Below are 25,879 nucleotides of genomic sequence, written 5' to 3' on the forward strand. Positions count from 1 at the left end.
TTGTCGTGATGGGAATGACAATGACGCAGAAAATATTAGCTGCCCATGCAGGTCTTGATCATGTTGTGGCAGGACAGTTGATAGAAGCAAAGTTAGACGTAGTTATGGCAAATGATATTACCGGGCCAATGGCACTGCCGATTTTCAGACAGATGGCAGAGAAGGTATTTGACAAAGATAAGGTAGTACTTGTACCGGATCATTTTACGCCGAATAAAGATATTAAATCCGCAGAGAATTCAAAATCAATCCGCGAATTTGCAAAAGATCAAGGACTTTCCTGGTATTTTGAACAGGGAAAATCCGGTGTAGAGCATGCGATTCTTCCGGAAGCAGGTGTTGTAGCAGCAGGTGAATGTATTATCGGTGCAGATTCACATACCTGTACATATGGAGCACTGGGGGCATTTTCTACCGGTGTCGGAACAACTGATATTGCAACAGGTATGGCAACCGGAGAACTCTGGTTCAAAGTGCCAAGTGCATTAAAATTTGTCCTGAAAGGACAGCCGGGACCTTATGTGAGCGGTAAAGATATTATTATTCATATCATTGGTAAGATCGGTGTGGACGGAGCACTTTACAAATCTATGGAATTCACAGGTGAAGGAATTGCAGCTCTTTCCATGGATGACCGTTTTACAATGGCGAATATGGCGATTGAAGCAGGCGCAAAGAACGGAATCTTCCCGGTAGATGATCAGACAAAAGCTTATCTTAATGAGCATACGAAGAAAACATATCAGGTCTATGAAGCGGATGAGGATGCAGAGTATGACGAAGTGATTGAGATCAATCTTTCCGAAGTACGTCCGACCGTTGCATTCCCACACCTTCCGGGTAATGCTAAGACAATCGATGAGATTGAAGCAATGGAACCGATCAAGATCGATCAGGTTGTAATCGGATCCTGTACAAATGGACGTATGGAAGACATGCGTAAGGCAGCAGCTATTTTAAAAGGACATAAAGTACATGAAGATGTGCGTGTAATGGTAATTCCGGCAACACAGAAAATCTACAAACAGTGTATCAAAGAAGGACTTCTTGATATTTTCGTAGATGCGGGCTGTGCCGTGAACACACCAAGCTGTGGACCGTGTATGGGCGGACATATGGGCGTTATGGCAGCAGGAGAGAAGTGTGTATCTACAACAAACCGTAATTTTGTAGGAAGAATGGGGCATGTAGATTCCTTGATTTATCTTGCATCGCCGGAAGTAGCAGCAGCAAGTGCGATCGCAGGATGTATTGCAAATCCGGAGAAAGTGGGTGACAGATAATGAAGGCATTAGGACATGTATTTAAATATGGAGACAACGTAGACACAGATGTAATCATTCCGGCAAGATACCTGAATTCATTTGACGCGCAGGAGCTGGCAAGTCATGCAATGGCAGACATTGATCCGGACTTTGTGAATAAAGTAAAACCGGGAGATCTGATCGTGGCAAATAAGAACTTCGGATGTGGCTCATCCAGAGAGCATGCACCGCTTTGTCTTAAGACTGCAGGAGTAAGCTGCGTGATTGCAGAGACATTTGCAAGAATTTTTTACCGTAATTCTATTAATATCGGACTGCCGATCATCGAATGTCCGGAAGCTGCAAGAGGAATCGAAGCAGGCGATGAAGTGGAAGTAGATTTCGACAGTGGTAAGATTTACAACCGTACAAAAGGAACAGAATTCCAGGGACAGCCATTCCCGGAATTCATGCAGAAACTGATTGCGGCAGGCGGTCTTGTAAAATATACAAACAGCAAGAAGAAATAATAGCAAGAAAGACCAAAGGAAAGGTGGAAATATGAGTCTACATTACAAAAGTACCCGGAATTCCGAGTTAAAGGTAACTGCATCTGAAGCAATTTTAAAAGGGCTTGCTCCGGATGGCGGTTTATTTGTACCTGAAGAGATTCCAAAACTGGATGTTTCTATGGAGCAGTTAAAAAGTATGAGCTATCAGGAGATTGCTTATGAAGTAATGAAGCTGTTTCTGGCCGATTTTACAGAGGGAGAACTGAAAGGGTGCATTGAGAAAGCATATGACAGCAAGTTTGATACGGAAGAGATTGCATCTTTGGTAAAGGTATCGGATACTTACTATCTGGAGTTATTCCACGGTGCAACCATCGCATTTAAAGATATGGCACTTTCCATTCTGCCACATCTCCTTACGACTTCTGCGAAGAAGAATCACGTAAAGAATAAGATCGTGATCCTGACAGCGACATCCGGAGATACCGGAAAAGCTGCAATGGCAGGATTTGCAGATGTGGAAGGGACACAGATCATCGTGTTCTATCCGAAGAACGGTGTCAGTAAAGTACAGGAACTTCAGATGGTAACGCAGAAGGGAAGCAATGTAGATGTTGTTGCGATCCACGGCAATTTTGACAATGCGCAGAGCGGTGTCAAAGCAATGTTTGAAAACAAAGAACTTGCAGAAGAACTTGCCGGCAAGGGATATCAGTTTTCATCAGCCAACTCTATTAATATCGGACGCCTGGTTCCGCAGGTTGTTTATTATGTATATGCATATGCAAAACTTCTGGAAAATGAAGAACTTGCGAACGGAGAAGAATTACAAGTTGTCGTTCCGACAGGTAATTTTGGAAATATTCTTGCAGCTTACTATGCAAAACAGATGGGTGTGCCGATTGGTAAACTGATCTGTGCATCGAATGAAAATAAAGTATTGTTTGATTTCTTCCAGACAGGAACTTATGATAAGAACCGTGAATTTGTGCTGACAACATCGCCATCTATGGATATCCTGATTTCCAGCAATCTGGAGCGTCTGATCTATGTAATTGCAGGCGAGGACAGCGATAAGACAAAAGAACTGATGGAAGCTTTGAAAAAAGATGGAACGTATACGGTTTCGGAAGATATGAAAGCAAAACTGTCTGATTTTGCTGCAGGATATGCCACAGAGGACGAGACGGCAGAGCAGATCCATGATGTCTATGATAAGACCGGTTATGTGATGGATACACATACAGCAGTTGCATCTTATGTATGCAGCCGGTATGAACAGTCAGAAAAGACAGGCAAGAAATATCTGATCGCGTCCACAGCAAGCCCGTACAAATTCGTGAAGAGCGTTATGACAGCAATTGATGCAAAATATGCAGAAGAAGATGAATTTGCACTGCTTCCGAAATTGCAGGAGCTTTCACAGGTCGATATGCCGCAGGCAATCAAAGACATTCTGGATGCAAATGTCCTGCATAATATCGAATGTGATGTAGATCAGATGGAAGAGACTGTAAAACAGATTCTGAACCGTTAGTCAAAAGAAGAGAAATACAGAAGATACGGAGGATAACGAAGAATGGAAGGTGTATTTGGAGTAATAGGTCTGGGACTCGGATTGTATTGCCTGTATGGATGTTACATGCTGAGATTCAAACATGAGATCAACCGGACGATCTTACTTCCGAAAAACGTGAATATTAAAAAGTGCAAAGATCTGGATGGATACTGTAAGGAGGCATTGCCGCCACTTTTAATACTTGGTATTGCAGCAACTTTATATGGTGCTTCCGATTTGTATAACACTTATATCGGAGAAGCGAAGACGGTATTTTATGTTTTCATGACCATTACGATCGTTGCGCTTGTGATTTACGCTGTAATGATTAAAAAAATCAATAATAAATATTTTAAAGCATAAGGAAATGCAAGATTGCGTATGCAATCTTGCATTTTTTAAATACCATAGACAAGGATTTAACGAAAAAAGGAAGATAAATGCATAAAAAATGTCTAAAACTTTCGAAAAAAGATTGTTAAAGTCTTGACTTTTTTTGAAATAAATGAGATAATAGGAGAAAATGTTGTCGTGCACAGACAGGACAATGTAAATAATGAAGAAAAGAGGTTAATGTAAAATGGCAAAAATCGATTTAAGCAAGTATGGAATTACAGGAACTACAGAGATTGTTTATAATCCTTCTTATGAGATGTTATTTGAAGAAGAAACAAAACCTGAACTTGAAGGTTATGAAAGAGGACAGGAGAGCGAACTCGGAGCAGTGAATGTAATGACAGGTATCTATACCGGTCGTTCGCCAAAAGATAAATATATCGTAATGGATGAAAATTCCAAAGATACGGTATGGTGGACCTCTGATGAGTATAAAAATGATAACCACCCGGCATCAGAAGAGACATGGAAAGCTGTAAAAGAGATTGCACAGAAAGAACTTTCCGATAAGAAACTTTATGTTGTAGATGCATTCTGCGGTGCAAACAAAGATACACGTATGGCAATCCGCTTTATCGTAGAAGTTGCATGGCAGGCACATTTTGTAACAAATATGTTTATCAAACCAACAGAAGAAGAACTGAAGGATTTTGAGCCGGACTTCGTTGTTTACAATGCGTCAAAAGCAAAAGTTGAGAACTACAAAGAATTAGGACTGAATTCTGAGACAGCAGTAGTATTCAACATCACAAGCCGTGAGCAGGTAATCATCAATACATGGTATGGTGGAGAGATGAAGAAAGGTATGTTCTCTATGATGAACTACTATCTGCCATTAAAAGGTATTGCATCTATGCACTGCTCAGCAAACACAGATATGAACGGAGAGAATACAGCAATCTTCTTCGGACTTTCCGGAACAGGTAAGACAACGCTTTCTACTGATCCGAAGAGACTTCTGATCGGTGATGACGAGCACGGATGGGATGATAATGGAGTATTTAACTTTGAAGGTGGATGTTACGCAAAAGTTATCAACCTGGATAAAGAGTCTGAGCCGGATATTTACAATGCAATCAAACGTAACGCACTTCTTGAAAATGTCACACTGGACAAAGATGGTAAGATTGATTTCGCAGATAAGAGCGTAACAGAGAATACGCGTGTATCTTACCCAATCGATCACATTGAGAAGATCGTACGTCCGATATCAGCAGCACCGGCAGCTAAGAATGTAATCTTCCTGTCAGCAGATGCATTTGGAGTACTTCCTCCGGTATCTGTATTAACTCCGGAACAGACAGAATATTACTTCCTGTCAGGATTTACAGCAAAACTTGCAGGAACAGAGCGTGGAATCACAGAGCCTACACCAACATTCTCAGCTTGTTTTGGACAGGCATTCCTGGAGCTGCATCCGACAAAATATGCTCACGAATTAGTTAAAAAGATGAAAGCTAACGGAGCAAAAGCATATCTTGTTAATACAGGATGGAATGGAACAGGAAAACGTATCTCTATCAAAGATACTCGTGGAATCATTGATGCAATCTTAAGCGGAGATATTAAGAATGCACCGACAAAGACAATTCCGTACTTCAACTTCGAAGTTCCGACAGAGCTTCCGGGCGTTGATACAGGAATCCTTGATCCAAGAGATACTTATGCCGATGCAGCAGAGTGGGAGACAAAGGCAAAAGACCTCGCAGGAAGATTTGTTAAGAACTTTGCTAAATATGAAGGTAACGAAGATGGTAAGGCACTTGTATCTGCCGGACCACAGTTATAAGAAAACAGTTGTAAAATAGAGATTATTGGAGTATAATAATCTCAGTTGGAAACCTGAAATGTTCGATAACTTCTGTTATTTTGAACCTACAATACTTTAAACGGGACTCTTATTATCTCTGTAATATGTCAAGCCCTCATTTATGCAGGGGAAGGCAGAAAAGCAGATGCGGACACCCACCTAGCGGATGGCTAGGAGTCAAAATACAGAAACCGGCATTTTGGGGAATACAGAAGATAAGGCAGATGCCGCAGAACGATTAGCGATAATCCGATGCGGCATCTTCTTTTTATCCATATGTGAACAAAAAGGAGCTGTTAATGCAGCGAAAAGTACAAGAAACGTGTGGCTTTACGAATGTTACGAATGTATATGGAGGGATTCAGTTGAAATGTCAGAAAAACAGAAAACATCAAAAGAGTATTCGTTTGTGTGGCTGTATTCTCATTGCCGCTTTTTTTATTGTGTTACTCAGTGGAAAACTGCCGGAAGTAGCGAGGAGAAGACAAGTACGCGAAAGTGACAGGCAGAAACAGACATACAACAATACATATGAAAAAGATGTGTCAAAAAAACAGACGGATAATACGAAAATAGCGAAAAAGAATCCAAAGATCCGTGTTCTCCTGATGACAACAGGATATACCCGGGCGTTTCATACGGAAGTGAAAGTTTCGGGAAAAGAAGGCTTGATATTAAGAATAGGAGCGAAAAAAGTTTCCGTACCTGCCGGAAAAACTGTGACGATAAAAGCTTCAAATCGGCGACTGAAAAAACATACAATAAAAATTCGTGCAAGAAAAGGTACGGTACAGGTTAAGAGCATACGAAGAGGTTATGGAACGCCGTCTTACAGCGGGACACTGGAACTTAAGCCTGCCGGAAAGAAGATCGCACTGATTAATGAACTTACGGTAGAAGATTATCTCTGTGCGGTTGTTCCGAGCGAGATGCCGGTGTCATATAAACTGGAAGCATTAAAAGCGCAGGCTGTCTGCGCGAGAAGCTATGCTTACCGGCAGATGGAGAACTATGCTTATCCGAAATACCGGGCGCATGTCAATGACAGTACAGATTATCAGGTATATGGCAATTCAAAGCAGGCGGATTCTGCTGTGAAAGCGGTCAGGCAGACAGCCGGAGAAACTGCAAAGTATAAAGGGAAAATTGCAACAACATACTATTATTCGACATCTTCCGGAAGAACGACGACAACTGCAGCGTGGGGAAGCACTTCATCAGCAGCTACCGGCTATCTGAAATCCGTCAGAGTCAGTGGAAAAAATGGGGATTATGAGAAAAATCTTCCATGGTACCGGTGGACAGTGGACGTAACGGCAGCAAGATTGTCAACGATTCTTTATAAAAATACCGGAAAAGATGTCGGAAGTATCCGCAAGATATATATTTCAAAAAGAGGTCCGGGAAAAGTAGCGCTGGAACTTAAAGTAAAGGGAGACAAAGGAAATCTGACTGTAAAAACAGAGAATAAAATCCGGTCAGCGCTTGCGGGAGATTATGATATCCGGAAGCAGGACGGAAGTAAGGTGAAGTTTCGAACATTGCTTCCAAGTGCGTTTATTACAATTACGAAAAAAAAGAGCCAGATTCACATCCGGGGAGGCGGATTCGGACATGGAATCGGAATGAGCCAGACAGGAGCCAATGAAATGGCAAAACAGGGGAAAACTTACAAAGAAATATTGAAACTGTTTTATTCTGACATTACGGTAGAAAATTAATAATATGAAGAAAAACATCTAAGAAAATGTCTACCGGTATGATAAAAGACAGATAATCGTAGACAAAGCGCATGAAATCAGTTAAAATGGGGTGCGAATGTCAGGAGAGAACTATGAAGAAAATAAAAGAAATAGGTTCAAAAATAATACAGATAACAACAGACATATCCCATGATCATGTAGGTGCGTATGCTGCACAGTCGGCATACTTTTTTATGCTGTGTCTGATTCCGATCATTCTGCTTCTTCTGACACTGGTGCGTTATACACCAGTGACGAAAGCAGATGTTATGGCGGCAGTGATCCAGGTGTTCCCGTCATCTGTGGAGACACTGATCACATCGATCGTGAATCAGGTTTACAACCAGTCAATGAGCATCATCCCGATCACGGTAGTTGTAGCGCTCTGGTCAGCAGGAAAAGGTGTACTTGCGATGTCTTCCGGACTGAACTGCATTTACAAATGCCATGAGACACGTAACTATTTTTATCTCCGTCTGCGGGCAACGATCTATACAGTGATGTTCCTGATCGTGATCATATTCCTGCTGCTGTTGTCTGTGTTTGGTAATACAATAAATATATTTATCACAAATCATGTAACGATCATGAAACAGATTGCTGACTGGCTGATTAAAACGCGTACGATCATTACGCCTATCACATTGATGATATTCTTCCTTTTGATCTATAAGTTTCTGCCAAACCGCAGGACAAAATTAAAAAGACAGATTCCGGGTGCGGTATTTGCAGCAATCGGCTGGATGATCATATCCTGGATTTTTTCTGTGTATGTAGATGTATTTCAGGGATTTTCGGATATGTACGGAAGTCTGACAACAATCGTGTTGATCATGCTTTGGATGTATTTCTGTATGTATACGATTCTGCTTGGCGGTGTAGTGAATGTGATGGTATCAGATGAGATTTTTGGAGAATAGAACTTGACATCTCCGGGCTGTATGATACAATAATGAAGTATTAGAACTCAATCTATTTTTGGAAAAAGCAATGACCGTGTAAGTAGAGAATTATTTTCCGACAGAGAGAGAAGATCGCAGGCTGGAAGTCTTCTTCGGTTCAGATAAGGATTGAATTTCCCACGTAAGCTGTTTCTTTGAAACGGAGATAATCTGTAAGTAAGAGAAAACGTAACCTGCACGTTACGCAGAAGATAAGTGCCTGCCGCAAGTAATATGCTGCAGGAATCAGGGTGGTATCACGGGTAGAACCTCGTCCCTAGGGGATGAAGTTCTTTTTTTATTGCCACAGCATCTGGATGAAGTTGCCGTCGGCAGGTTCTGCAGGTGTCTGAATATGGACAGATATATTGATGAAGAAAGGGAGAAAAGAGATGCAGGAGAAGCTTAAAGCCATCAGAGAAGAAGCATTAAAAGCAATCGAACAGGCAGATATGCCTGAAAAACTGAATGATGTCCGCGTAAAATTCCTTGGTAAAAAGGGAGAGCTGACAGCCGTATTAAAGAGTATGAAAGATGTTGCCAAAGAAGACAGACCGAAGGTTGGTCAGATGGTCAATGAGACAAGAGAAGCAATTGAGAAGATATTAGAGGAAAGCAAGAGCAAAATGGAGCGTGCGATCCGTGAAGAGAAGATGAAACAGGAAGTAATCGATGTAACACTGCCGTCCAAGAAGAATATGGTCGGACACAGACATCCGAACACGATTGCGCTGGAAGAAGTAGAGAGAATTTTCGTTGGTATGGGATATGAAGTTGTAGAAGGACCGGAAGTAGAATACGATTTGTACAACTTTGAAAAACTGAATATTCCGGCAGATCATCCGGCAAAAGATGAGCAGGATACGTTCTACATTAATAAAGATATCGTACTTCGTACCCAGACATCGCCGGTACAGGCACGAGTAATGGAACAGGGAAAACTCCCAATCCGTATGATCGCACCGGGACGTGTATTCCGTTCTGACGAAGTAGATGCAACACATTCTCCTTCTTTCCATCAGATCGAAGGACTTGTTATTGACAAAAACATTTCTTTCGCAGACCTGAAAGGTACACTGGAAGTATTTGCAAAAGAGTTATTCGGACCAGAGACAAAGACGAAATTCCGTCCGCATCATTTTCCATTTACAGAGCCAAGTGCAGAAGTTGATGTTACCTGCTTCAAATGCGGCGGAAAAGGATGCCGTTTCTGTAAAGGATCCGGATGGATTGAGATTCTTGGCTGTGGTATGGTACATCCACATGTACTGGAAATGTGTGGAATTGATCCGGATGAATATACAGGATTTGCATTTGGTGTAGGTCTGGAACGTATTGCACTGTTAAAATACGAAATTGATGACATGAGACTGTTATATGAAAATGATATCCGATTCTTAAAACAGTTTTAAACGATAGATGAAGGACGCGAAAGGAGTAATAAGATGAATACATCATTATCATGGATAAAAGCATATGTTCCGGATCTTGACGTGACAGCACAGGAATATACCGATGCAATGACACTGACCGGAACAAAAGTAGAAGGATTTGAAAAGATGGATGCAGATCTGGACAAGATTGTAGTCGGACAGATTGATAAGATTGAGAAGCATCCGGATGCTGACAAGCTGATTATCTGTCAGGTAAATATCGGAACAGAATCCATTCAGATCGTAACAGGTGCACCGAATGTAAAAGAAGGTGACAAAGTACCGGTTGTTCTGGACGGCGGACGTGTTGCAGGCGGACATGAGCCGGGACAGAGAGTTGCCGGTGGAATCAAGATCAAAAAAGGCAAATTACGTGGAGTAGAGAGTAACGGTATGATGTGCTCGATCGAAGAGCTGGGATCAAACCGTGACATGTATCCGGATGCACCGGAATACGGAATCTATATTTTCCCGGAAGATACAGAAGTCGGAGCAGATGCCATTGAAGTACTGGGACTGCACGATGTTGTATTTGAATATGAGATCACATCAAACCGTGTAGACTGCTACAGTGTTGTTGGTATTGCAAGAGAGGCGGCAGCAACTTTCCACAAAGAATTTTGCCCGCCGGTTGTAACAGCAACAGGAAATGACGAAGATGTCAATGATTACATCAAAGTTACTGTAAAAAATACAGACCTCTGCCCGAGATACTGTGCAAGAATTGTAAAGAATATCAAGATTGCACCGTCACCGGAATGGATGCAGAGAAGACTGGCTTCCGTAGGAATTCGTCCGATCAATAACCTCGTAGATATTACAAACTATGTAATGGAAGAATACGGACAGCCAATGCATGCTTATGATCTGGACACGATTGCCAATCATGAGATTATTGTCCGTACTGCAGAAGCAGATGAGAAATTTACAACACTGGATGGACAGGAAAGACAGATGGATGAAGACGTTCTGATGATTTGCGACGGCGAGAAATCTATCGGTATTGCCGGAATCATGGGTGGTGAGAACTCCATGATCACAGATAATGTAAAGACAATGCTTTTTGAAGCAGCATGTTTTGACGGAACAAACATCCGCAAATCAAGCAAGAGAGTCGGACTTCGTACAGATGCTTCCGGTAAATTCGAAAAAGGTCTGGATCCGAACAATGCACAGGCTGCAATCGACCGTGCATGCCAGCTCATTGAAGAGATGGGAGCCGGAGAAGTTGTCGGCGGTATGGTAGATGTATATGGAAAGAAGAAAGAGCCGGTACGTGTGCCATTTGATCCGGAAGCAATCAACAATCTGCTTGGAACAGAGATCGCAGAAGAAGATATGATCGGATACTTCAAGAAGATTGATCTGGAATATGACAAAGAGAAGAGAGAAGTGATCGCTCCGACTTTCCGTCATGACCTGTTCCGCATGGCTGACCTTGCAGAAGAAGTTGCAAGATTCTATGGATATGATAATATCCCGACAACACTTCCGAGAGGAGAGGCAACAACAGGTAAATTATCATTCAAGCTGAGAGTGGAAGAGATTGCGCGTGATATCGCGGAGTTCTGTGGATTCAGCCAGGGAATGACTTATTCATTTGAAAGCCCGAAGGTATTTGATAAATTACTGTTGCCGGAGGATTCACCGCTTCGCCAGACAGTTGACATTGTGAATCCGCTGGGAGAAGATTACAGCGTAATGAGAACAACATCCTTAAATGGTATGCTGACTTCTCTTGCAACAAACTACAACAGAAGAAATAAAAATGTAAGATTATATGAGCTTGGTAATGTATATCTGCCAAAGGCTCTGCCACTTACAGAATTGCCGGAAGAGCGTATGCAGTTTACACTTGGAATGTATGGAGACGGAGATTTCTTCAGCATGAAAGGTGTTGTAGAAGAGTTCTTTGAAAAAGTAGGACTTCATAAAAAAGAAACTTACGATCCAAATGCCGGAAAGACATATCTGCATCCGGGACGTCAGGCAAATATCATTTATGATGGAACAGTTGTCGGATATTTAGGAGAAGTACATCCGGATGTTGCAGACAATTACGGAATCGGAACAAGAGCTTACATTGCTGTTATTGATATGCCGGAGATTGTAAAGAAGGCAACCTTTGACAGAAAATATACGGGAATTGCCAAATTCCCGGCAGTTACCAGAGATATTAGTATGGTAATGCCGAAAGAGATTCTTGTCGGACAGGTAGAAGAAGTCATCGAGAAGAAGGGTGGCACTTACTTGGAGAGCTATGCACTGTTTGATATTTACGAAGGAGAGCAGATTAAGAAAGGCTTTAAGTCCGTAGCATATTCTATCGTATTCCGTGCAAAGGATAAGACACTGGAAGAGGCAGAGATTACAAGTGCTATGAACAAGATTTTGGAAGGACTGGAAGCGCTTGGAATCGAACTTCGTAAATAAACAGTTCATTCACAGAAAGGAAAGGTAATTTCCAAAATGAAAAAGAAACAGATCATAGGCCTGCTTATAGCAGGTCTTCTGTTCGCTGTGATCGGAGTGATCAGTGTATTTGTAAATACAGCGGCAGAAAGTATTATAGGGGATGCAGCAGAAGAGATCCTTGCAGGTGGCAGTAATTTTGATCCACCGGATGACGATTACATTGCAGTTGTGAAAGTGCAGGGAACGATTCAGGAACAGGCATCAGACACGACAGATATTCTGAGCGGACAGAACAGTGGTTATCAGCATGATACGACAATGGAGTATCTGGATGAACTTATGGATGACGAAAATAATAAAGGAATTTTGCTTTATGTAGATTCGCCGGGCGGAGCAGTCTACGAATCGGAAGAATTGTATGACAAACTGATGGAATACAAGAAGATAACCAAACAGCCAATCTGGACTTATATGGCACATTATGCTGCTTCGGGAGGTTATATGGCTTCTGTATCATCAGATAAAATCTATGCAAATAAGAATACAGTGACCGGTTCCATCGGAGTTATTATGTCCGGTTATGACCTGACAGGCTTATACAAGAAACTGGGCATCCGCTATGTGAGTATTACGAGCGGTAAAAATAAAGATTCCAGCAGACTGACAAAAGAGCAGGTGAAGATATACCAGTCACAGGTAGATGAGTGTTACGAAGCGTTTGTATCCAAAGTAGCTGACGGAAGAAAAATGTCCAAAGAACAGGTGAAAAAGCTGGCTGATGGAAGAACTTACACAGCAACGCAGGCAAAAAATAATGGTCTGATCGATAAAATCAGCAGTTATGATGAGATGCAGGATGAAATGAGTGACAAACTTAAGACGGATGAATTCTATGAGCCGGAGCGTAAGACGAACCTGCTGGATGAACTATTTGCGAAAGCAGGAAGTCTGGTTCCAAAGTCAGAGGCACAGGTATTGAAAGAGACTGCCGAAGAATGTAAAAGCGGAGGATTGATGTATTATGCAGAGGGATTGCAATAGTGAAAATCTGGAATACGCAGGATTCTGGGTAAGGTTTGCTGCATATGTGCTGGATCATATGATTATCTTTTTTGGACTTATCGGAGTCCGTCTGGTATTGGCGTTTGCTTCATTTGTATTAGGGCTTCTTGAGATTAACATATTGAATACGAATGTTTTGTTTCAATATTCCTTAAAAGATGTTGCACTTTATATTTGTCAGGTGTTATATTTTATTATATGTACTTACGAAACCGGAACAACTTTTGGAAAGCGCGTATTCCATCTTAAGGTTGTAAGTGCAAAAGAAGAAAGATTAGATCTGTTCGATATTGTGTACAGAGAGACCATAGGACGATTTCTGTGCCACGTATCGTTAGGATTTGGCTATCTGCTGGCAGGATTGGATCAGCAGAAATGTGGACTGCATGACAGACTCAGTGATACGAGAGTTGTATATGCAAAGAAAATAAAGGAGATTCATATAGAAAATGAAAACACAGGATTTTTATTATGATCTGCCGGAAGAATTGATTGCACAGGATCCGCTTGAGGATCGTTCCAGCTCCAGGCTGCTTGTCCTTGACAAGAAGTCTGGGGCTGTTTCCCATCATGTATTTAAAGAGATTATTGACTATCTGCATGAGGGAGACTGTCTGGTTATCAATGACACGAAGGTAATTCCGGCAAGGCTGATTGGTTCCAAAGTAGGAACAAATGCAAAGATTGAGATTTTATTATTAAAAAGAAAAAGCGACAACACCTGGGAGACACTTGTAAAACCGGGGAAAAAGGCAAAAGTCGGAGCGAAGATCAGCTTCGGTGACGGACTTTTGATCGGAGAAGTTGTAGATATTGTAGAGGAGGGAAATCGTCTGATCCGGTTTACTTATGACGGGATTTTTGAAGAGATCCTTGACCAGCTTGGCCAGATGCCGCTTCCTCCTTACATCACACATCAACTGGAGGATAAGAATCGTTATCAGACTGTTTATGCGAAGCATAACGGCTCGGCAGCAGCGCCGACAGCAGGACTGCATTTTACACCGGAGCTTCTGGAAGCGATTAAGAAGAAAGGCGTGGATATCGCAAGTGTGACATTGCATGTCGGGCTTGGAACTTTCCGACCGGTGAAGGTAGATGAGATCACAGAACATCATATGCATTCGGAATTTTTCCAGATTACAGAAGAAGCAGCACAGAAGATCAATCATGCAAAAGAAAACGGCGGAAGAGTAATTTGTGTCGGAACGACAAGTTGCCGTACGATCGAATCCGCGGCAGATGAAGACGGGCATTTAAAAGCATGTAGCGGCTGGACAGAGATTTTTATCTATCCGGGATATAAGTTCAAGGTTTTAGACTGCCTGATCACGAATTTCCATTTGCCGGAGTCTACGCTGGTAATGCTTGTATCAGCACTTGCCGGAAGAGAGCATGTCCTTGCGGCATATGAAGAGGCAGTGAAAGAGAGATATCGATTTTTTTCGTTTGGAGATGCGATGTTTATCCAGTAAAATGGATACATAAAGAAGGGAGAAAAGATGCAGCAGATAATAAGTGGCAAAAAGGGATCGAACCGAGTAGCGCTTTTCTGTACAGCAGGAGTTCTGATCGGATTATTCAGCCACCTTTATGAGAAAGATACATTTTTTATAACAAAAGGAATACTGGGGCTTCCATACAAGATCAGTGAAGCAATCTATCAGTTTATGATTGGAACAGATGCGGCAGACGCAGAAGAGACTCTGGCGAATCTGAATACGGATTTTTTTCCACACAGTCTGATTGCCACAGGGGTGGCAAGATGGATCACACCTATGCTGATTGGTTTATTTCTGGTGGGGTCCTTTGCGTATTTTACAGGAGATAAGAAAATATTTACGTTGCAGAGATATACACACTTTCTTTATGGAAATATTATTGTGATCGCAATGCTGATCTGTCTGACTTATGGCATTAATAAAAAGGCAGTCAGTGATTGTGGAGAGCTGAAAGGCATCAATACATTTGTATTTCAGAGTTCCCAGATGATCAGTGAGGAATTTTCGGGAAAATCAGCGCAAACTTTGAAAGATAGTTTACAGAAAGGTCTGAAAAAGGATCCGAGAATCACAAGAAATTATGAGGATGAGATAGAAATCGGGCTTATTATGGGGAATAAGACAAGATTTACAGATGCTTATGTAAATCCGCAAAAATGTTATATTGTGATAAATGACATTACAATTTATCATGTAGATAAGAAATTTGCAAACTATGTAAAACAGTATAAGATATCCGGTGATATTCCGGAATTCCGGAAACTGTAGGAGAAAGTATGATACGAGAAAGAGAGAATAAAAAAGAGCAGATTACTTTTTTGACGCTTACATTTTTGGTTGTATATAGTTGTTCCTATCTGTTATCGGATACTTTTGGACGTTTTATGCTGAGATATGGGAATCCGTTTGTCAGTTCGGCAAATCAGCCGGTCAGTTATATGAATCTTGCTTTCACGGTGTTGGTACTGACTCTGGTGATAACGATTCGGCTTCTTATTAAAAGAACAGATTTTAAGAAAACAGTATCAGCGCTGGCTGTAGGGGGATGCCTTACGGCTTTGATTGTTGCAGGATATTTTGTAAATTGTAATTTTACGGCATCTGCCATGGAAGACAGAGCGGTGCTGGATCATTTTTTCTATAAAACATCCGATGAAAAATTAAATGAAAAATACGATGAAAATGAAACGAAAGAGATCATCCGCTTATGTAAACAGTTAAAACCGGTTTCTGAAAACGAGCAGAGAAAGCTTGAGAAGAATTACCGGAAGAACGGAGAATCTTCGGATGTGGTGTCAATAACTGTTATTTATGAAGAGTCTTTTGGACAGAATCTGGATATCAATATTAACATAGACGGAAATAAGATTTATGTTGATAAAGGAACCGGACTTCATGACAAAGAAGTTGTCGTGTTTTTTAAGGACAATGGGTTGACAAAATATTTTCGGTAAAAGGATTGCTTTCTTCTCTGTTTTTTTGTATGCTTGATGAGGAGTTTTCAAAAAAGTGGGGATAAGAGTATGAACGAAAAAAAGAAAATATGCTGTACGTTTGAGAATGTGAAAGAAGTTGCAGTTATGTCGGTTGCCGTGGGGATCATTGCATCGGCTGTTTACTTTTTCCTGATTCCGAGCCAGACATCAATCAGCAGTGTATCGGCGCTGGCAATCATTCTTGCACATTATGTGTCGCTTCCGGTATCGAGTGTTACCATGATCCTGAATGTAGTTCTGCTGGTGATCGGATTTCTGACCTGTGGGAAAGAATTTGGCGCGAAGACAGTATATACCAGTATTTTACTGCCGCTTTATCTGGCAGTCTTTGAGAAAATTTTTCCGGATTTTCAGTCTCTGACAGAAAGTACGGAACTGGATGTGTTATGTTATATTTTAGTTGTAAGTATCGGACTCGGCATTTTGTTCAATATGAATGCATCTTCCGGTGGATTGGATATCGTAGCGAAGATGATGAACAAGTATCTGCATATTGAACTGGGAAAGGCAATGTCCATTTCCGGGATGTGTGTAGCGCTTTCTTCAGCGCTGATTTATGATAAGAAAGCAGTTGTTTTGAGTATACTGGGTACATACTTCAACGGAATTGTGCTGGATCATTTTATATTTGGACAGAATGTGAAACGTCGTGTTTGCATCATTACAAAATATGAACAGGAAGTGCGGGAGTTTATCCTGCATGAATTGCACAGTGGTGCGACATTCTATGAAGCAATCGGTGCATATAATATGGAAAAATACAGAGAAATCATTACAATTGTGGATAAAAACGAGTATCAGAAACTAATGAATTACATTATCCACAAAGATCCGGAAGCTTTTGTTACGGTTTACACAGTGGCAGATATGCGCTATCGACCGAAAGTCAGATCGTTTTAAAAGAGGCGGAAGAAAGGAAGAGGAAATAAAAAATGGAAAAGATGGACGTGCTGGAGATGTTAAGAGAAGCAGAAGATATATATGTCATATATTCGGCTTGTACGAATATGCCATTTGTCTACTGTGATCCGGAGACTTATGATGATGAAGTGATCCTATTTGACAGTGAAGAAGAAGCAAAAAAACAGGCAGACAGAATGTTGGATGCCAAAATTCCGGTAAGACTTGTAAATGTGAAGAAGGAACACAGACTGGAATTTTTCACAGGTCTGTTTCCGATGGGAGTAAACTGTATTCTGGTTTGTACCGGTGAAGAGAAAGTGCAGGTACAGTTAAATGATCTGGTTATAAGAACAGCAGAAGAGGATCTTCCGGAGGATGAACCGAGAATTGAGAATCCGGAACTTCACCTGACAGCGCTTTATTTTGTACAGGAGCTTCGCCGAAATCCGGAAGAGATGACAGAAGAGATGGATGCGTTGAATGAAGAGATGATGGCGCATTTCTATGAAGGAAAATATCTGGTTGCAGTACAGGAAGACAATCAGATTCCGGCACTTCGCAGAACAAGTGGAAAAGTATATCAGCCAATCTTTACAGATCTGATGGAATTTGTAAAGTTTGATAAGGAACAGAAATACAGAGCATTGATCATGGATGCAGAGACGGTAGCAAAGCAGCTCCCGGATGGGATGGAAGGTGTAGCGATCAATCCATTTGGAGTAAATGTGCTGCTTGATATTTCAAAATCTACAGCAGGTGAAGAAGAATAAATGATGATATAACCTACAGAACCTGCCATTGGCAGATTCTTTCGGATGCTATGGCAACAAAAAGGCGGACAGTAGAAACTGTCCGCCTTCGCTGTCTTAATCTCATTTTTCGTGTATTACTTTTAAATATCTAAAATCCAGTTACTTTATATAGTTAAAAGGTACATCTAAATTTCGATTAAATCTGGCTCTTAGAGCTTCGTTACGTTCACTGCCTGAGGTCCCTTGGCGCCTTCTGTTACATCAAACTCAACTTCCTGTCCTTCTTCAAGAGACTTGAAGCCTTCCATATTCAGTCCTGAGTAGTGTACGAAAACGTCTTTGCCGGATTCATCAGAGATGAAACCATAGCCTTTTTGGTTGTTAAACCATTTTACTGTACCTTTCATGATGATACCTCCATAAAATGAAAAATAATAGATCCAGTGTAATCTGATGTCAGCCAAGATTACACTCCGTTACTTTAACATGTTTTGATAAAGAAGTCAACAAAAACGAAAGGGCTTTTGGCGATTTTACACAAAAGCAACAGCGCGTTTCGACATTTGCCGGTATCCTTTCCTTGACGAAAGAGTATGGAACGTGTAAAGTATATTTAGGAGATTTTACGCAAATATTTCGAAGAAGTGAGGATATAATAGTATGATTACATTAACGGGGAAGAAAATTTCAGAAGGGATCGCAGTCGGAAAGCTTTCTTTATATAAACGTGATATTAAAGAAATCAAACGGATTTATGTAAAAGATATTGAAAAAGAAGTTGCCCGTTTTCAAAAAGCCAAAGATAAGGCATTTATGGAACTGAAAGTGATGCATACTTCTTCTATCAAAGAAGTGGGAGAGGCGAATGCAGCTATTTTCGAAATGCAGCAGCAGATTTTAGAGGACGAGGAATTTGTCGGAAAGATTACGAATATCATTCTGGAAGAGAAGCTGAATGCAGAATTTGCAGTCTCCCATGCAGCTGAAGAACTGATCAAGAACGGACCGGAAGAAGATAAGAATTACCTGAAAGGGCATGATGCAGATATTCGCGATGTGGCGATCCGCCTGATCCGGATCCTGTCCAGAAGCTGGAAGGATCGTCTGCTTTCAGATGAACCATTTATTCTGGCTGCATCAGAGCTTTATCCAAGTGAGGCAATGCAGTTAGAGAAGTCCAAGGTACTTGGTTTTGTGACGCGTTATGGAACGATCAATTCCCATACGGCAGTGATTGCCCGTACAAAAGGAATCCCGGCAGTCATCGGACTGGGTGATGCGCTGAAGAAAGAGTACGATGGAAAGACGATCATCATTGACGGATTTGAAGGAAAGGTTTACATCGAGCCGGATTATACAACGATCACGCAGATGAAGAAGCGACAGGACGCTAACCATGAGAAGACGCGGAATCTGGAACGGCTGAAAGGAAAAGAGAATATTACACAGAGCGGTCAGAAAATTGATATCTGTGCGAATATCGGTAACAGAGAGGATATTGAGAATGTAATCCGAAGTGACGCCGGTGGAATCGGGCTGTTCAGAAGTGAATTCCTGTATATGGAGAATGGTGGAAAGCTGCCAACAGAAGAGCAGCAGTTCCAGACATATAAGCTGGCAGCAGAATCAATGGGGATCAAGCGAGTTGTGATCCGTACAGCAGATCTTGGCGGAGAGAAGCAGGCGGCATGCTTTGAAATCGGACCGGAGAAGAATCCGTCCATGGGTTACCGTGGAATCAGAGTATCGCTGGAGAAAGAAGATATGTTTAAGACGCAGCTCCGTGCAATTTTAAGAGCTTCTGTATATGGTAATGTTGCAATTATGTTTCCAATGATCTCTACTGTGGAAGAAGTAAGAAGTGCAAAGCTTCTGTTAGAGAGAGCGAAAAAAGAGCTGAGTGCCGAGAAGACCGCTTATAATAAAGAAATCCAGGTCGGCGTAATGATAGAGACACCGGCGGCAGTCATGATTAGCGGAGAACTTGCAAGAGAGGTTGATTTCTTCAGTATCGGAACGAATGATCTGCTGCAATTCACACTCGGAATGGATCGTGAGAATGAGCGGATGGAGAAATATTTTGATCCGCACCATCCGGCGATACTTAAGATGCTGCGTATTGTAGCTAATAACGTTCATCTGGAAGAAAAGCCAATCAGTATCTGCGGAGATATGGCGGCAGATCTGTCATTGACAGAATTTTTCCTGCAGATTGGCATTGATGAATTATCAGTAGCACCGGGGCAGGTACTGGCGCTTCGTAAGAAGATCCGCGAGATCCAGTAGTTTATGATTGCCAGGAGCGTAGCAGTTAAAAATATATAGATGTTATAAAAGGATTTTTGTTTTTTGTGCAGTTTGCACGAAGATAAAAGTCCTTTTTTGATGATTATTTTTGACTGAAAATGATTGACTTTGACTGAAAATGGTTGTAATATAAGCATAAAGATGAATGAAGATGAATGAAAGTGATTGAAAATGAAAGGATGAAGGGAATGCTTGCAGAAGAAAGATATAGCGAAATCCTTCGTGTTGTAAATGAAGAACATGCGGTTACAGTCCAGGAACTGACAGAACTTCTGGACACTTCGGAATCTACAATACGAAGAGATCTGACAACACTTCATAAGCGGGGCGAGCTGGTGAAAGTACATGGTGGCGCAACCGCAGTAGAATCTGGATATACAACAAAGGATGCGGCGTTGTCTGTACGAAGAGACCTGAACCGTGAAGTAAAGCAGAAAATTGGCAAATATGCGGCGACACTTGTTCAGGCAGATGATTTTGTATATCTGGATGCCGGAAGTAGCGTGGATATAATGATTGATTATCTGACACAGGCAGATGCAGTCTATGTAACGAATTCCATTGGCCATGCACAAAAGCTGCTGCAGAAAGGCTTTCGTGTCATTCTGATCGGTGGAGAGCTGAAAGCGATAACAGAAGCAATCGTCGGAGCCGATGCCATTTCCGGACTTCGTAAATATAATTTTACGAAAGGTTTCTTCGGAACAAACGGTGTACATCCGGATGCAGGATATACCACACCGGATATTGCTGAAGCAATGGTAAAAGAAAAAGCAATGGAGCAGTGCCGTGAATGTTTTGTTCTTGCGGACGCGACGAAGATCAATCAGATCTCATCGGTTACTTTTTCTGCATTTGAAGATGCAAAGCTGCTCACAATAGGAATAGCAGATGAAAAATATAAAAAATATAAAAATGTTATGGAGGTTGAGGCATGATTTACACAGTTACTTTTAACCCCTCTCTGGATTATGTGATCCAGGTGGATAAGCTTGTGCCGGGTGAGATTAACCGGACAACACATGAGGCTGTTTATCCGGGGGGCAAAGGAAATAATGTTTCCGTAATCCTGTCGAATCTGGGACACTCCAGTAAAGCGCTTGGCTTTACCGCTGGTTTTACAGGAGAGGCATTAGAAAATATGCTGAAGGAATTTGGATGTGATACTGCATTTATAAGACTCCCGGAAGGTTCCACAAGAATCAATGTGAAGATTAATGCAGGCGAAGAGACAGAGATCAACGGACAGGGGCCGGTGATCACAGAAGAAGCACAGCAGGCATTATTTGAACAGCTGGATGCATTAAAAAAAGAAGATATACTCGTACTTGCAGGAAGTATTCCGAATACACTTCCGTCTGATATTTATGAACGGATTCTGGAACATTTACAGGGAAGAGGAATTCATTTTGTGGTGGATGCGACGAAGGAACTTCTCCTGAAAGTATTAAAGTATCATCCGTTCCTGATCAAGCCAAACAATCATGAACTTGGCGAAATGTTCGGAGTGACATTAAAGACCAGGGACGAGATTGTGACTTATGCGAAGAAACTGCAGGAGATGGGAGCGGAAAATGTACTCGTATCCATGGCAGGTGATGGCGCCATTCTCTTGACAGAAGATGGCATTATATATAAAGCAAAACCACCAAAAGGAAAAGTTCTGAACTCAGTGGGAGCAGGAGATTCTATGGTGGCAGGATTTCTGACCGGATATTTGAATACCGGAGAATATGAAAAAGCATTCCGGCTTGGTGTTGTGACTGGAAGTGCGACAGCTTTTCAATACTGGCTGGCGACAAAAGAAGATATCGTTGCATTGATGGAAGATAAACCAGAAACTTATGGATTATAGGAGGAAGAAAGATGAAGATCGTAGACTTGCTGAAAAAAGAAAGTATTGATCTGAACGGAACTGTCTCAGATAAGAAAGAGACGATTGAGAAAATGGTTTCTCTGATGGCAGCCGGAGGAAACATCACAGATGTGGAGCGTTATAAGGAAGGCGTTTTCTTAAGAGAAGAAGAAGGAACAACCGGTATCGGTGAAGGAATTGCGATTCCGCATGCGAAGACAGATGCAGTAGCGAAGCCCGGACTTGCAGCAATGGTTGTAAAAGATGGTGTGGATTATGATTCGCTGGACGGAGAACCGGTACATCTTATTTTCCTGATCGCGGCACCGAACACAGAAGATAATGTACATCTGGAAGTACTGAGTCGTCTGTCCATGCTTCTGATGGATGATGACTTCCGCGCGAATCTGCAGAGTGCAGAGTCAGTAGAGGAATTTCTTGGATATATTGATGCAGCAGAAAAAGCAAAATTTCCGGATGAAGCAGAACAGGAAGAAAAGCGGGAAGAAAAACCGGCAGAAAAAACAGGCTACCAGATCCTTGCAGTTACGGCATGTCCGACTGGAATCGCACACACATACATGGCAGCGGAGAGTCTGGAAAATAAAGCAAAAGAGATGGGGTATACGATCAAAGTTGAGACAAATGGTTCCGGTGGAGATAAGAACGTGCTGACTGCAGAAGAAATCGCAGCATGTGACTGTATCATCATTGCAGCAGATAAAGATGTCAGAATGGCAAGATTCGATGGTAAACCGGTGATCATGACGAAGGTAGCAAACGGAATCAGCAAAGCAGAAGAGCTTATCACAAAGGCAATGAGTGGCGAAGTTCCGGTTTATCACAACAAAGGTGGCGAAGAAGCTTCCATAAGCAGTGAAGGTGAGAGCCTTGGACGTAAGATCTACAAGAGTTTGATGAATGGTGTATCCCATATGCTTCCGTTCGTCATCGGCGGCGGTATTCTGATCGCGCTTTCTTTCCTGGTAGATGCCGGAAACGCCGGAACAGATACCTTTGGTAACGGAACCCCATTGGCACATTTCCTGAATACAGTAGGAAATACATCCTTTGGAATGATGTTCCCGGTACTTGCGGGATATATCGCAATGGCGATCGGAGACAGACCGGCACTAATGCCTGGTATTGTCGGTGGTCTGCTCGCAAAAGCAGGAACCTCTATCTTCCTTCCGGAAGAGAAATGGATCTCATCCGGATTTTTCGGAGCACTGATCGCAGGTTTTGTAGCAGGATATCTGATGTTGCTGATTAAAAAACTGCTGGAGAAACTTCCAAAAGCACTGGAAGGAACCAAACCGGTTCTGTTATATCCATTCTTTGGAATTCTGGCAATGGGTGCAATCATGATCTTTCTCGTAAATCCACCGGTTGGAGCATTTAACACATGGCTTTACAACGGACTGGCAGGAATGGGAGAATCCAGCAAAGTTCTTTTGGGAGCACTTCTCGGAGGAATGATGTCCATTGATTTCGGAGGGCCGTTTAACAAAGCAGCGTATGTATTTGGTACTGCGGCGATCGGAAGCGGACAGTTTGATATTATGGCAGCGGTTATGATCGGAGGAATGACTCCGCCAATCGGAATCGCACTTGCGACAACATTTTTCAAGAGCAGATTTACAAAGAGCGAACAGCAGACAAGTATTACAAACTACATCATGGGATTATCCTTTATTACAGAAGGTGCCATTCCATTTGCAGCATCCGATCCGCTTCGTATCATTCCGCCTTGCGTAGTTGGTTCTGCTGTAGCAGGAGCACTATCCATGGCATTTGGATGCGGTTCCCGAGCACCTCACGGAGGAATTTTCGTAGTTGGTATTATGGAACATGCACCGATGTTTTTAATGGCACTTGTTATTGGCTCTATTATAACGATGGCAGGAATTGTACTGTTGAAGAAGCCATTGACAGATCAGACAAAATAAGTTAATTAATTGATATAGAAGTATTTTAGTTGTAAGTAACAAAAAATTATAATAAAGAGAAAAGGAGAACAAAAAAATGAAAGAATTTAAGTATGTAATCACAGATCCAGAAGGAATCCATGCAAGACCGGCAGGACTTTTAGTAAAGAAGGCAGCCTCCTATGCATCAACAATTATGATCGGCAAAGGTGAAAAGAGCGCAGACGCTAAGAGAATCTTCGGTGTTATGGGACTTGGAGTGAAAAACGGAGAAGAAATCTTCATGACAGCAGAAGGTGCTGACGAAGCAGAAGCAATCGAAGGAATGGAACAGTTTTTCAAAGAGAACCTGTAAGAAGAGGTAGAAGGCTATGATTACTTTATCAGGAAAAAGTGTATTTGGAGGAATTGCGATTGGAAAAATCGCATTTTATAAAAGAAATGAAATCCAGATCAAGCGGAGCCGTGTAGAAGATACCGAACAGGAAGTGAAGCGTTTTGAGGCTGCAAAAGAAAAAGCAGTCTCACAGCTTCAGGAATTACATGACAAGGCCCTGGATGACGTTGGCGAGACAAATGCCATGATTTTTGAAATTCACCAGATGATGCTGGAAGATCTAGACTATGTAGAGTCTATTGTAAATATTATTACTTCCCAGGAAGTGAATGCAGAATATGCAGTTGCGACAACAGCCGATAATTTTGCGGCAATGTTTGCGGCGATGGATGATGCATATATGCAGGGACGTGCAGCGGATGTAAAAGATGTATCCGAACGTCTGATCCAGGTTTTAAGTGACCAGAACAGTGCATCCATGGAAATGAATGAACCGGTGATCATTGCAGCAGATGATCTTGTCCCAAGCGAGACAGTACAGCTGGATAAAGAAAAAGTTCTTTCTTTTATTACAATGTTCGGTTCTGCAAATTCACATACTGCAATTTTGGCAAGAACGATGAACATTCCGGCAGTGATTGGCATCGGAGAAGACCTGAAAAAGGAATATGACGGAAAAGAAGCAATCGTAGACGGAATGGAAGGTGTAATCTACATCGATCCGGATAAAGAGACATTTACGCGTATGCGCGAGAAACAAAAAGAAGATCAGGAGCAGAAAGCACTATTGGAGCAGCTTAAGGGTAAAGAAAATATTACGAAAAGCGGTCAGAAAGTAATGGTATATGCCAATATCGGAAATCTTTCAGATGTTGGTGCTGTTCTTAAAAACGATGCAGGCGGTATTGGGCTGTTCCGAAGTGAGTTCTTATATCTGGAAAGTGAAACTTTCCCGACTGAGGAAGAGCAGTTTAAGGTATACAAACAGGTTGCGGAAAATATGGCAGGAAAACGTGTCATTATCCGTACGCTTGATATAGGAGCCGACAAGCAGGTAGATTATTTCGGACTGGATAAAGAAGAAAATCCGGCACTTGGATATCGTGCGATTCGTATCTGCCTGACAAGACAGGAGATTTTTAAGACACAGCTCCGTGCGCTGTATCGTGCATCGGCTTACGGTCAGATTGCAATCATGTTCCCAATGATCATATCTGTAGATGAAATAAAGCAGATCAAAAAGATTATTGAGGAAGTAAAGCAGGAACTTAAGGAAGAAGGAATTGATTTCCGCGAGAATGTTGAACTTGGTGTTATGATCGAGACACCGGCGGCAGTCATGGTAAGTCGTGACCTTGCAAAAGAAGTGGATTTCTTTAGTGTCGGAACAAATGACCTGACACAGTATACATTGGCGATCGACCGTCAGAATCAGAAGCTGGAACCGTTTTATGATTCCCATCATCCGGCAGTATTATCTATGATCCGTATGGCAGCAGAAAATGCACATGCAGAAGGAAAATGGATTGGAATCTGCGGAGAACTCGGAGCAGACTTAAGTCTGACAGAGACATTCCTTGAGATGGGAATTGATGAATTATCCGTTGCACCGGGAATGATTCTCCCGCTCCGCAAACGAATAAGAGAAGCAGATTAGAAGCAAAATAAAAAAATATAAACCCCTCC

The 25,879-nt window shown here is 41.8% G+C and carries 23 protein-coding genes, 1 other RNA gene and 1 other annotated feature; of the genes, 23 read left to right on the forward strand and 1 reads right to left on the reverse strand.

The window, feature by feature from the left end; genetic code table 11:
* Nucleotides 1-8: 8 nt before the first annotated feature.
* The 17 genes from leuC (at nt 9) to DXC04_RS04910 (ending at nt 17,784) form a co-directional block, all read left to right on the forward strand.
* Complete coding sequence (gene leuC, locus DXC04_RS04830; RefSeq protein WP_118660212.1) at nt 9-1,283, forward strand: 3-isopropylmalate dehydratase large subunit; 1,275 nt, start codon at nt 9-11, stop codon at nt 1,281-1,283.
* Nucleotides 1,283-1,774, forward strand: coding sequence for a 3-isopropylmalate dehydratase small subunit (locus DXC04_RS04835; protein ID WP_117538267.1), 492 nt, complete (start codon nt 1,283-1,285; stop codon nt 1,772-1,774). The genes leuC and DXC04_RS04835 overlap by 1 nt, the downstream gene beginning before the upstream one ends.
* Nucleotides 1,775-1,805: 31 nt before the next feature.
* Complete coding sequence (thrC, locus tag DXC04_RS04840; RefSeq protein ID WP_118520182.1) at nt 1,806-3,293, forward strand: threonine synthase; 1,488 nt, start codon at nt 1,806-1,808, stop codon at nt 3,291-3,293.
* Between the two features lie 42 nt (nt 3,294-3,335).
* Nucleotides 3,336-3,677, forward strand: coding sequence for a hypothetical protein (locus DXC04_RS04845; RefSeq protein WP_021861247.1), 342 nt, complete (start codon nt 3,336-3,338; stop codon nt 3,675-3,677).
* A 217-nt stretch (nt 3,678-3,894) separates the two neighbouring features.
* The gene (gene pckA / locus DXC04_RS04850; RefSeq protein ID WP_118660214.1) at nt 3,895-5,499 is read left to right on the forward strand and encodes a phosphoenolpyruvate carboxykinase (ATP); all 1,605 of its coding nucleotides are present in this window, start codon (nt 3,895-3,897) and stop codon (nt 5,497-5,499) included.
* Nucleotides 5,500-5,546: 47 nt separating this feature from the next.
* Nucleotides 5,547-5,730, forward strand: a non-coding RNA gene (gene ssrS / locus DXC04_RS04855) — 6S RNA.
* Between the two features lie 155 nt (nt 5,731-5,885).
* The gene (locus DXC04_RS04860) at nt 5,886-7,241 is read left to right on the forward strand and encodes a SpoIID/LytB domain-containing protein (protein WP_243112105.1); all 1,356 of its coding nucleotides are present in this window, start codon (nt 5,886-5,888) and stop codon (nt 7,239-7,241) included.
* Nucleotides 7,242-7,354: 113 nt separating this feature from the next.
* Nucleotides 7,355-8,182, forward strand: a complete 828-nt coding sequence (locus DXC04_RS04865; protein WP_118660216.1) for a YihY/virulence factor BrkB family protein — start codon at nt 7,355-7,357, stop codon at nt 8,180-8,182.
* Between the two features lie 61 nt (nt 8,183-8,243).
* Nucleotides 8,244-8,485, forward strand: a binding site (T-box leader).
* 110 nt (nt 8,486-8,595) lie between these two features.
* Nucleotides 8,596-9,615, forward strand: a complete 1,020-nt coding sequence (pheS, locus tag DXC04_RS04870) for a phenylalanine--tRNA ligase subunit alpha (protein WP_021861251.1) — start codon at nt 8,596-8,598, stop codon at nt 9,613-9,615.
* 33 nt (nt 9,616-9,648) lie between these two features.
* Nucleotides 9,649-12,069, forward strand: coding sequence for a phenylalanine--tRNA ligase subunit beta (gene pheT / locus DXC04_RS04875; protein WP_118660218.1), 2,421 nt, complete (start codon nt 9,649-9,651; stop codon nt 12,067-12,069).
* 36 nt (nt 12,070-12,105) lie between these two features.
* Entirely contained in the window at nt 12,106-13,092 is a 987-nt protein-coding gene (sppA, locus tag DXC04_RS04880) for a signal peptide peptidase SppA (RefSeq protein ID WP_118287718.1), read from the forward strand.
* Nucleotides 13,073-13,588 carry an RDD family protein gene (locus DXC04_RS04885; RefSeq protein WP_118660220.1) on the forward strand — a complete coding sequence of 172 codons (516 nt, stop codon included), beginning with the start codon at nt 13,073-13,075 and terminating at the stop codon, nt 13,586-13,588. Before sppA ends, DXC04_RS04885 begins: the two co-directional genes overlap by 20 nt.
* The gene (gene queA / locus DXC04_RS04890; protein WP_021861255.1) at nt 13,563-14,588 is read left to right on the forward strand and encodes a tRNA preQ1(34) S-adenosylmethionine ribosyltransferase-isomerase QueA; all 1,026 of its coding nucleotides are present in this window, start codon (nt 13,563-13,565) and stop codon (nt 14,586-14,588) included. The genes DXC04_RS04885 and queA overlap by 26 nt, the downstream gene beginning before the upstream one ends.
* A 27-nt stretch (nt 14,589-14,615) precedes the next feature.
* Nucleotides 14,616-15,383: a hypothetical protein gene (locus DXC04_RS04895; RefSeq protein ID WP_118660222.1), complete on the forward strand. Its 768-nt coding sequence runs from the start codon at nt 14,616-14,618 to the stop codon at nt 15,381-15,383.
* An 8-nt stretch (nt 15,384-15,391) separates the two neighbouring features.
* Nucleotides 15,392-16,069 (forward strand): hypothetical protein, encoded by a 678-nt coding sequence (locus DXC04_RS04900; protein WP_021861257.1) that lies wholly within the window; start codon nt 15,392-15,394, stop codon nt 16,067-16,069.
* 126 nt (nt 16,070-16,195) lie between these two features.
* Nucleotides 16,196-17,011 (forward strand): YitT family protein, encoded by an 816-nt coding sequence (locus DXC04_RS04905; protein WP_442873168.1) that lies wholly within the window; start codon nt 16,196-16,198, stop codon nt 17,009-17,011.
* Between the two features lie 32 nt (nt 17,012-17,043).
* Nucleotides 17,044-17,784 carry an SseB family protein gene (locus tag DXC04_RS04910; RefSeq protein WP_118660224.1) on the forward strand — a complete coding sequence of 247 codons (741 nt, stop codon included), beginning with the start codon at nt 17,044-17,046 and terminating at the stop codon, nt 17,782-17,784.
* A 191-nt stretch (nt 17,785-17,975) separates the two neighbouring features.
* On the opposite strand, the gene DXC04_RS04915 is transcribed toward DXC04_RS04910, so the two are convergent.
* Nucleotides 17,976-18,173: a cold-shock protein gene (locus DXC04_RS04915; RefSeq protein ID WP_021861260.1), complete on the reverse strand. Its 198-nt coding sequence runs from the start codon at nt 18,171-18,173 to the stop codon at nt 17,976-17,978.
* 253 nt (nt 18,174-18,426) lie between these two features.
* Here DXC04_RS04915 and ptsP (DXC04_RS04920) point away from each other — a divergent pair, with 253 nt between their 5' ends.
* From ptsP (DXC04_RS04920) to ptsP (DXC04_RS04945), 6 genes are all read left to right on the forward strand, one after another.
* Entirely contained in the window at nt 18,427-20,052 is a 1,626-nt protein-coding gene (gene ptsP / locus DXC04_RS04920; RefSeq protein ID WP_118660226.1) for a phosphoenolpyruvate--protein phosphotransferase, read from the forward strand.
* A 209-nt stretch (nt 20,053-20,261) separates the two neighbouring features.
* The gene (locus DXC04_RS04925) at nt 20,262-21,011 is read left to right on the forward strand and encodes a DeoR/GlpR family DNA-binding transcription regulator (RefSeq protein ID WP_021861262.1); all 750 of its coding nucleotides are present in this window, start codon (nt 20,262-20,264) and stop codon (nt 21,009-21,011) included.
* The gene (pfkB, locus tag DXC04_RS04930; RefSeq protein WP_021861263.1) at nt 21,008-21,928 is read left to right on the forward strand and encodes a 1-phosphofructokinase; all 921 of its coding nucleotides are present in this window, start codon (nt 21,008-21,010) and stop codon (nt 21,926-21,928) included. The genes DXC04_RS04925 and pfkB overlap by 4 nt, the downstream gene beginning before the upstream one ends.
* A gap of 11 nt (nt 21,929-21,939) precedes the next feature.
* Nucleotides 21,940-23,877: a PTS fructose transporter subunit IIABC gene (locus DXC04_RS04935; RefSeq protein ID WP_021861264.1), complete on the forward strand. Its 1,938-nt coding sequence runs from the start codon at nt 21,940-21,942 to the stop codon at nt 23,875-23,877.
* 76 nt (nt 23,878-23,953) lie between these two features.
* Nucleotides 23,954-24,211 (forward strand): HPr family phosphocarrier protein, encoded by a 258-nt coding sequence (locus DXC04_RS04940; protein ID WP_021861265.1) that lies wholly within the window; start codon nt 23,954-23,956, stop codon nt 24,209-24,211.
* A 16-nt stretch (nt 24,212-24,227) separates the two neighbouring features.
* The gene (gene ptsP / locus DXC04_RS04945) at nt 24,228-25,850 is read left to right on the forward strand and encodes a phosphoenolpyruvate--protein phosphotransferase (protein WP_118660228.1); all 1,623 of its coding nucleotides are present in this window, start codon (nt 24,228-24,230) and stop codon (nt 25,848-25,850) included.
* Nucleotides 25,851-25,879 lie beyond the last annotated feature (29 nt).

Source organism: Dorea sp. OM07-5, assembly GCF_003481355.1.
GTDB lineage: Bacteria > Bacillota > Clostridia > Lachnospirales > Lachnospiraceae > Dorea_D > Dorea_D hominis.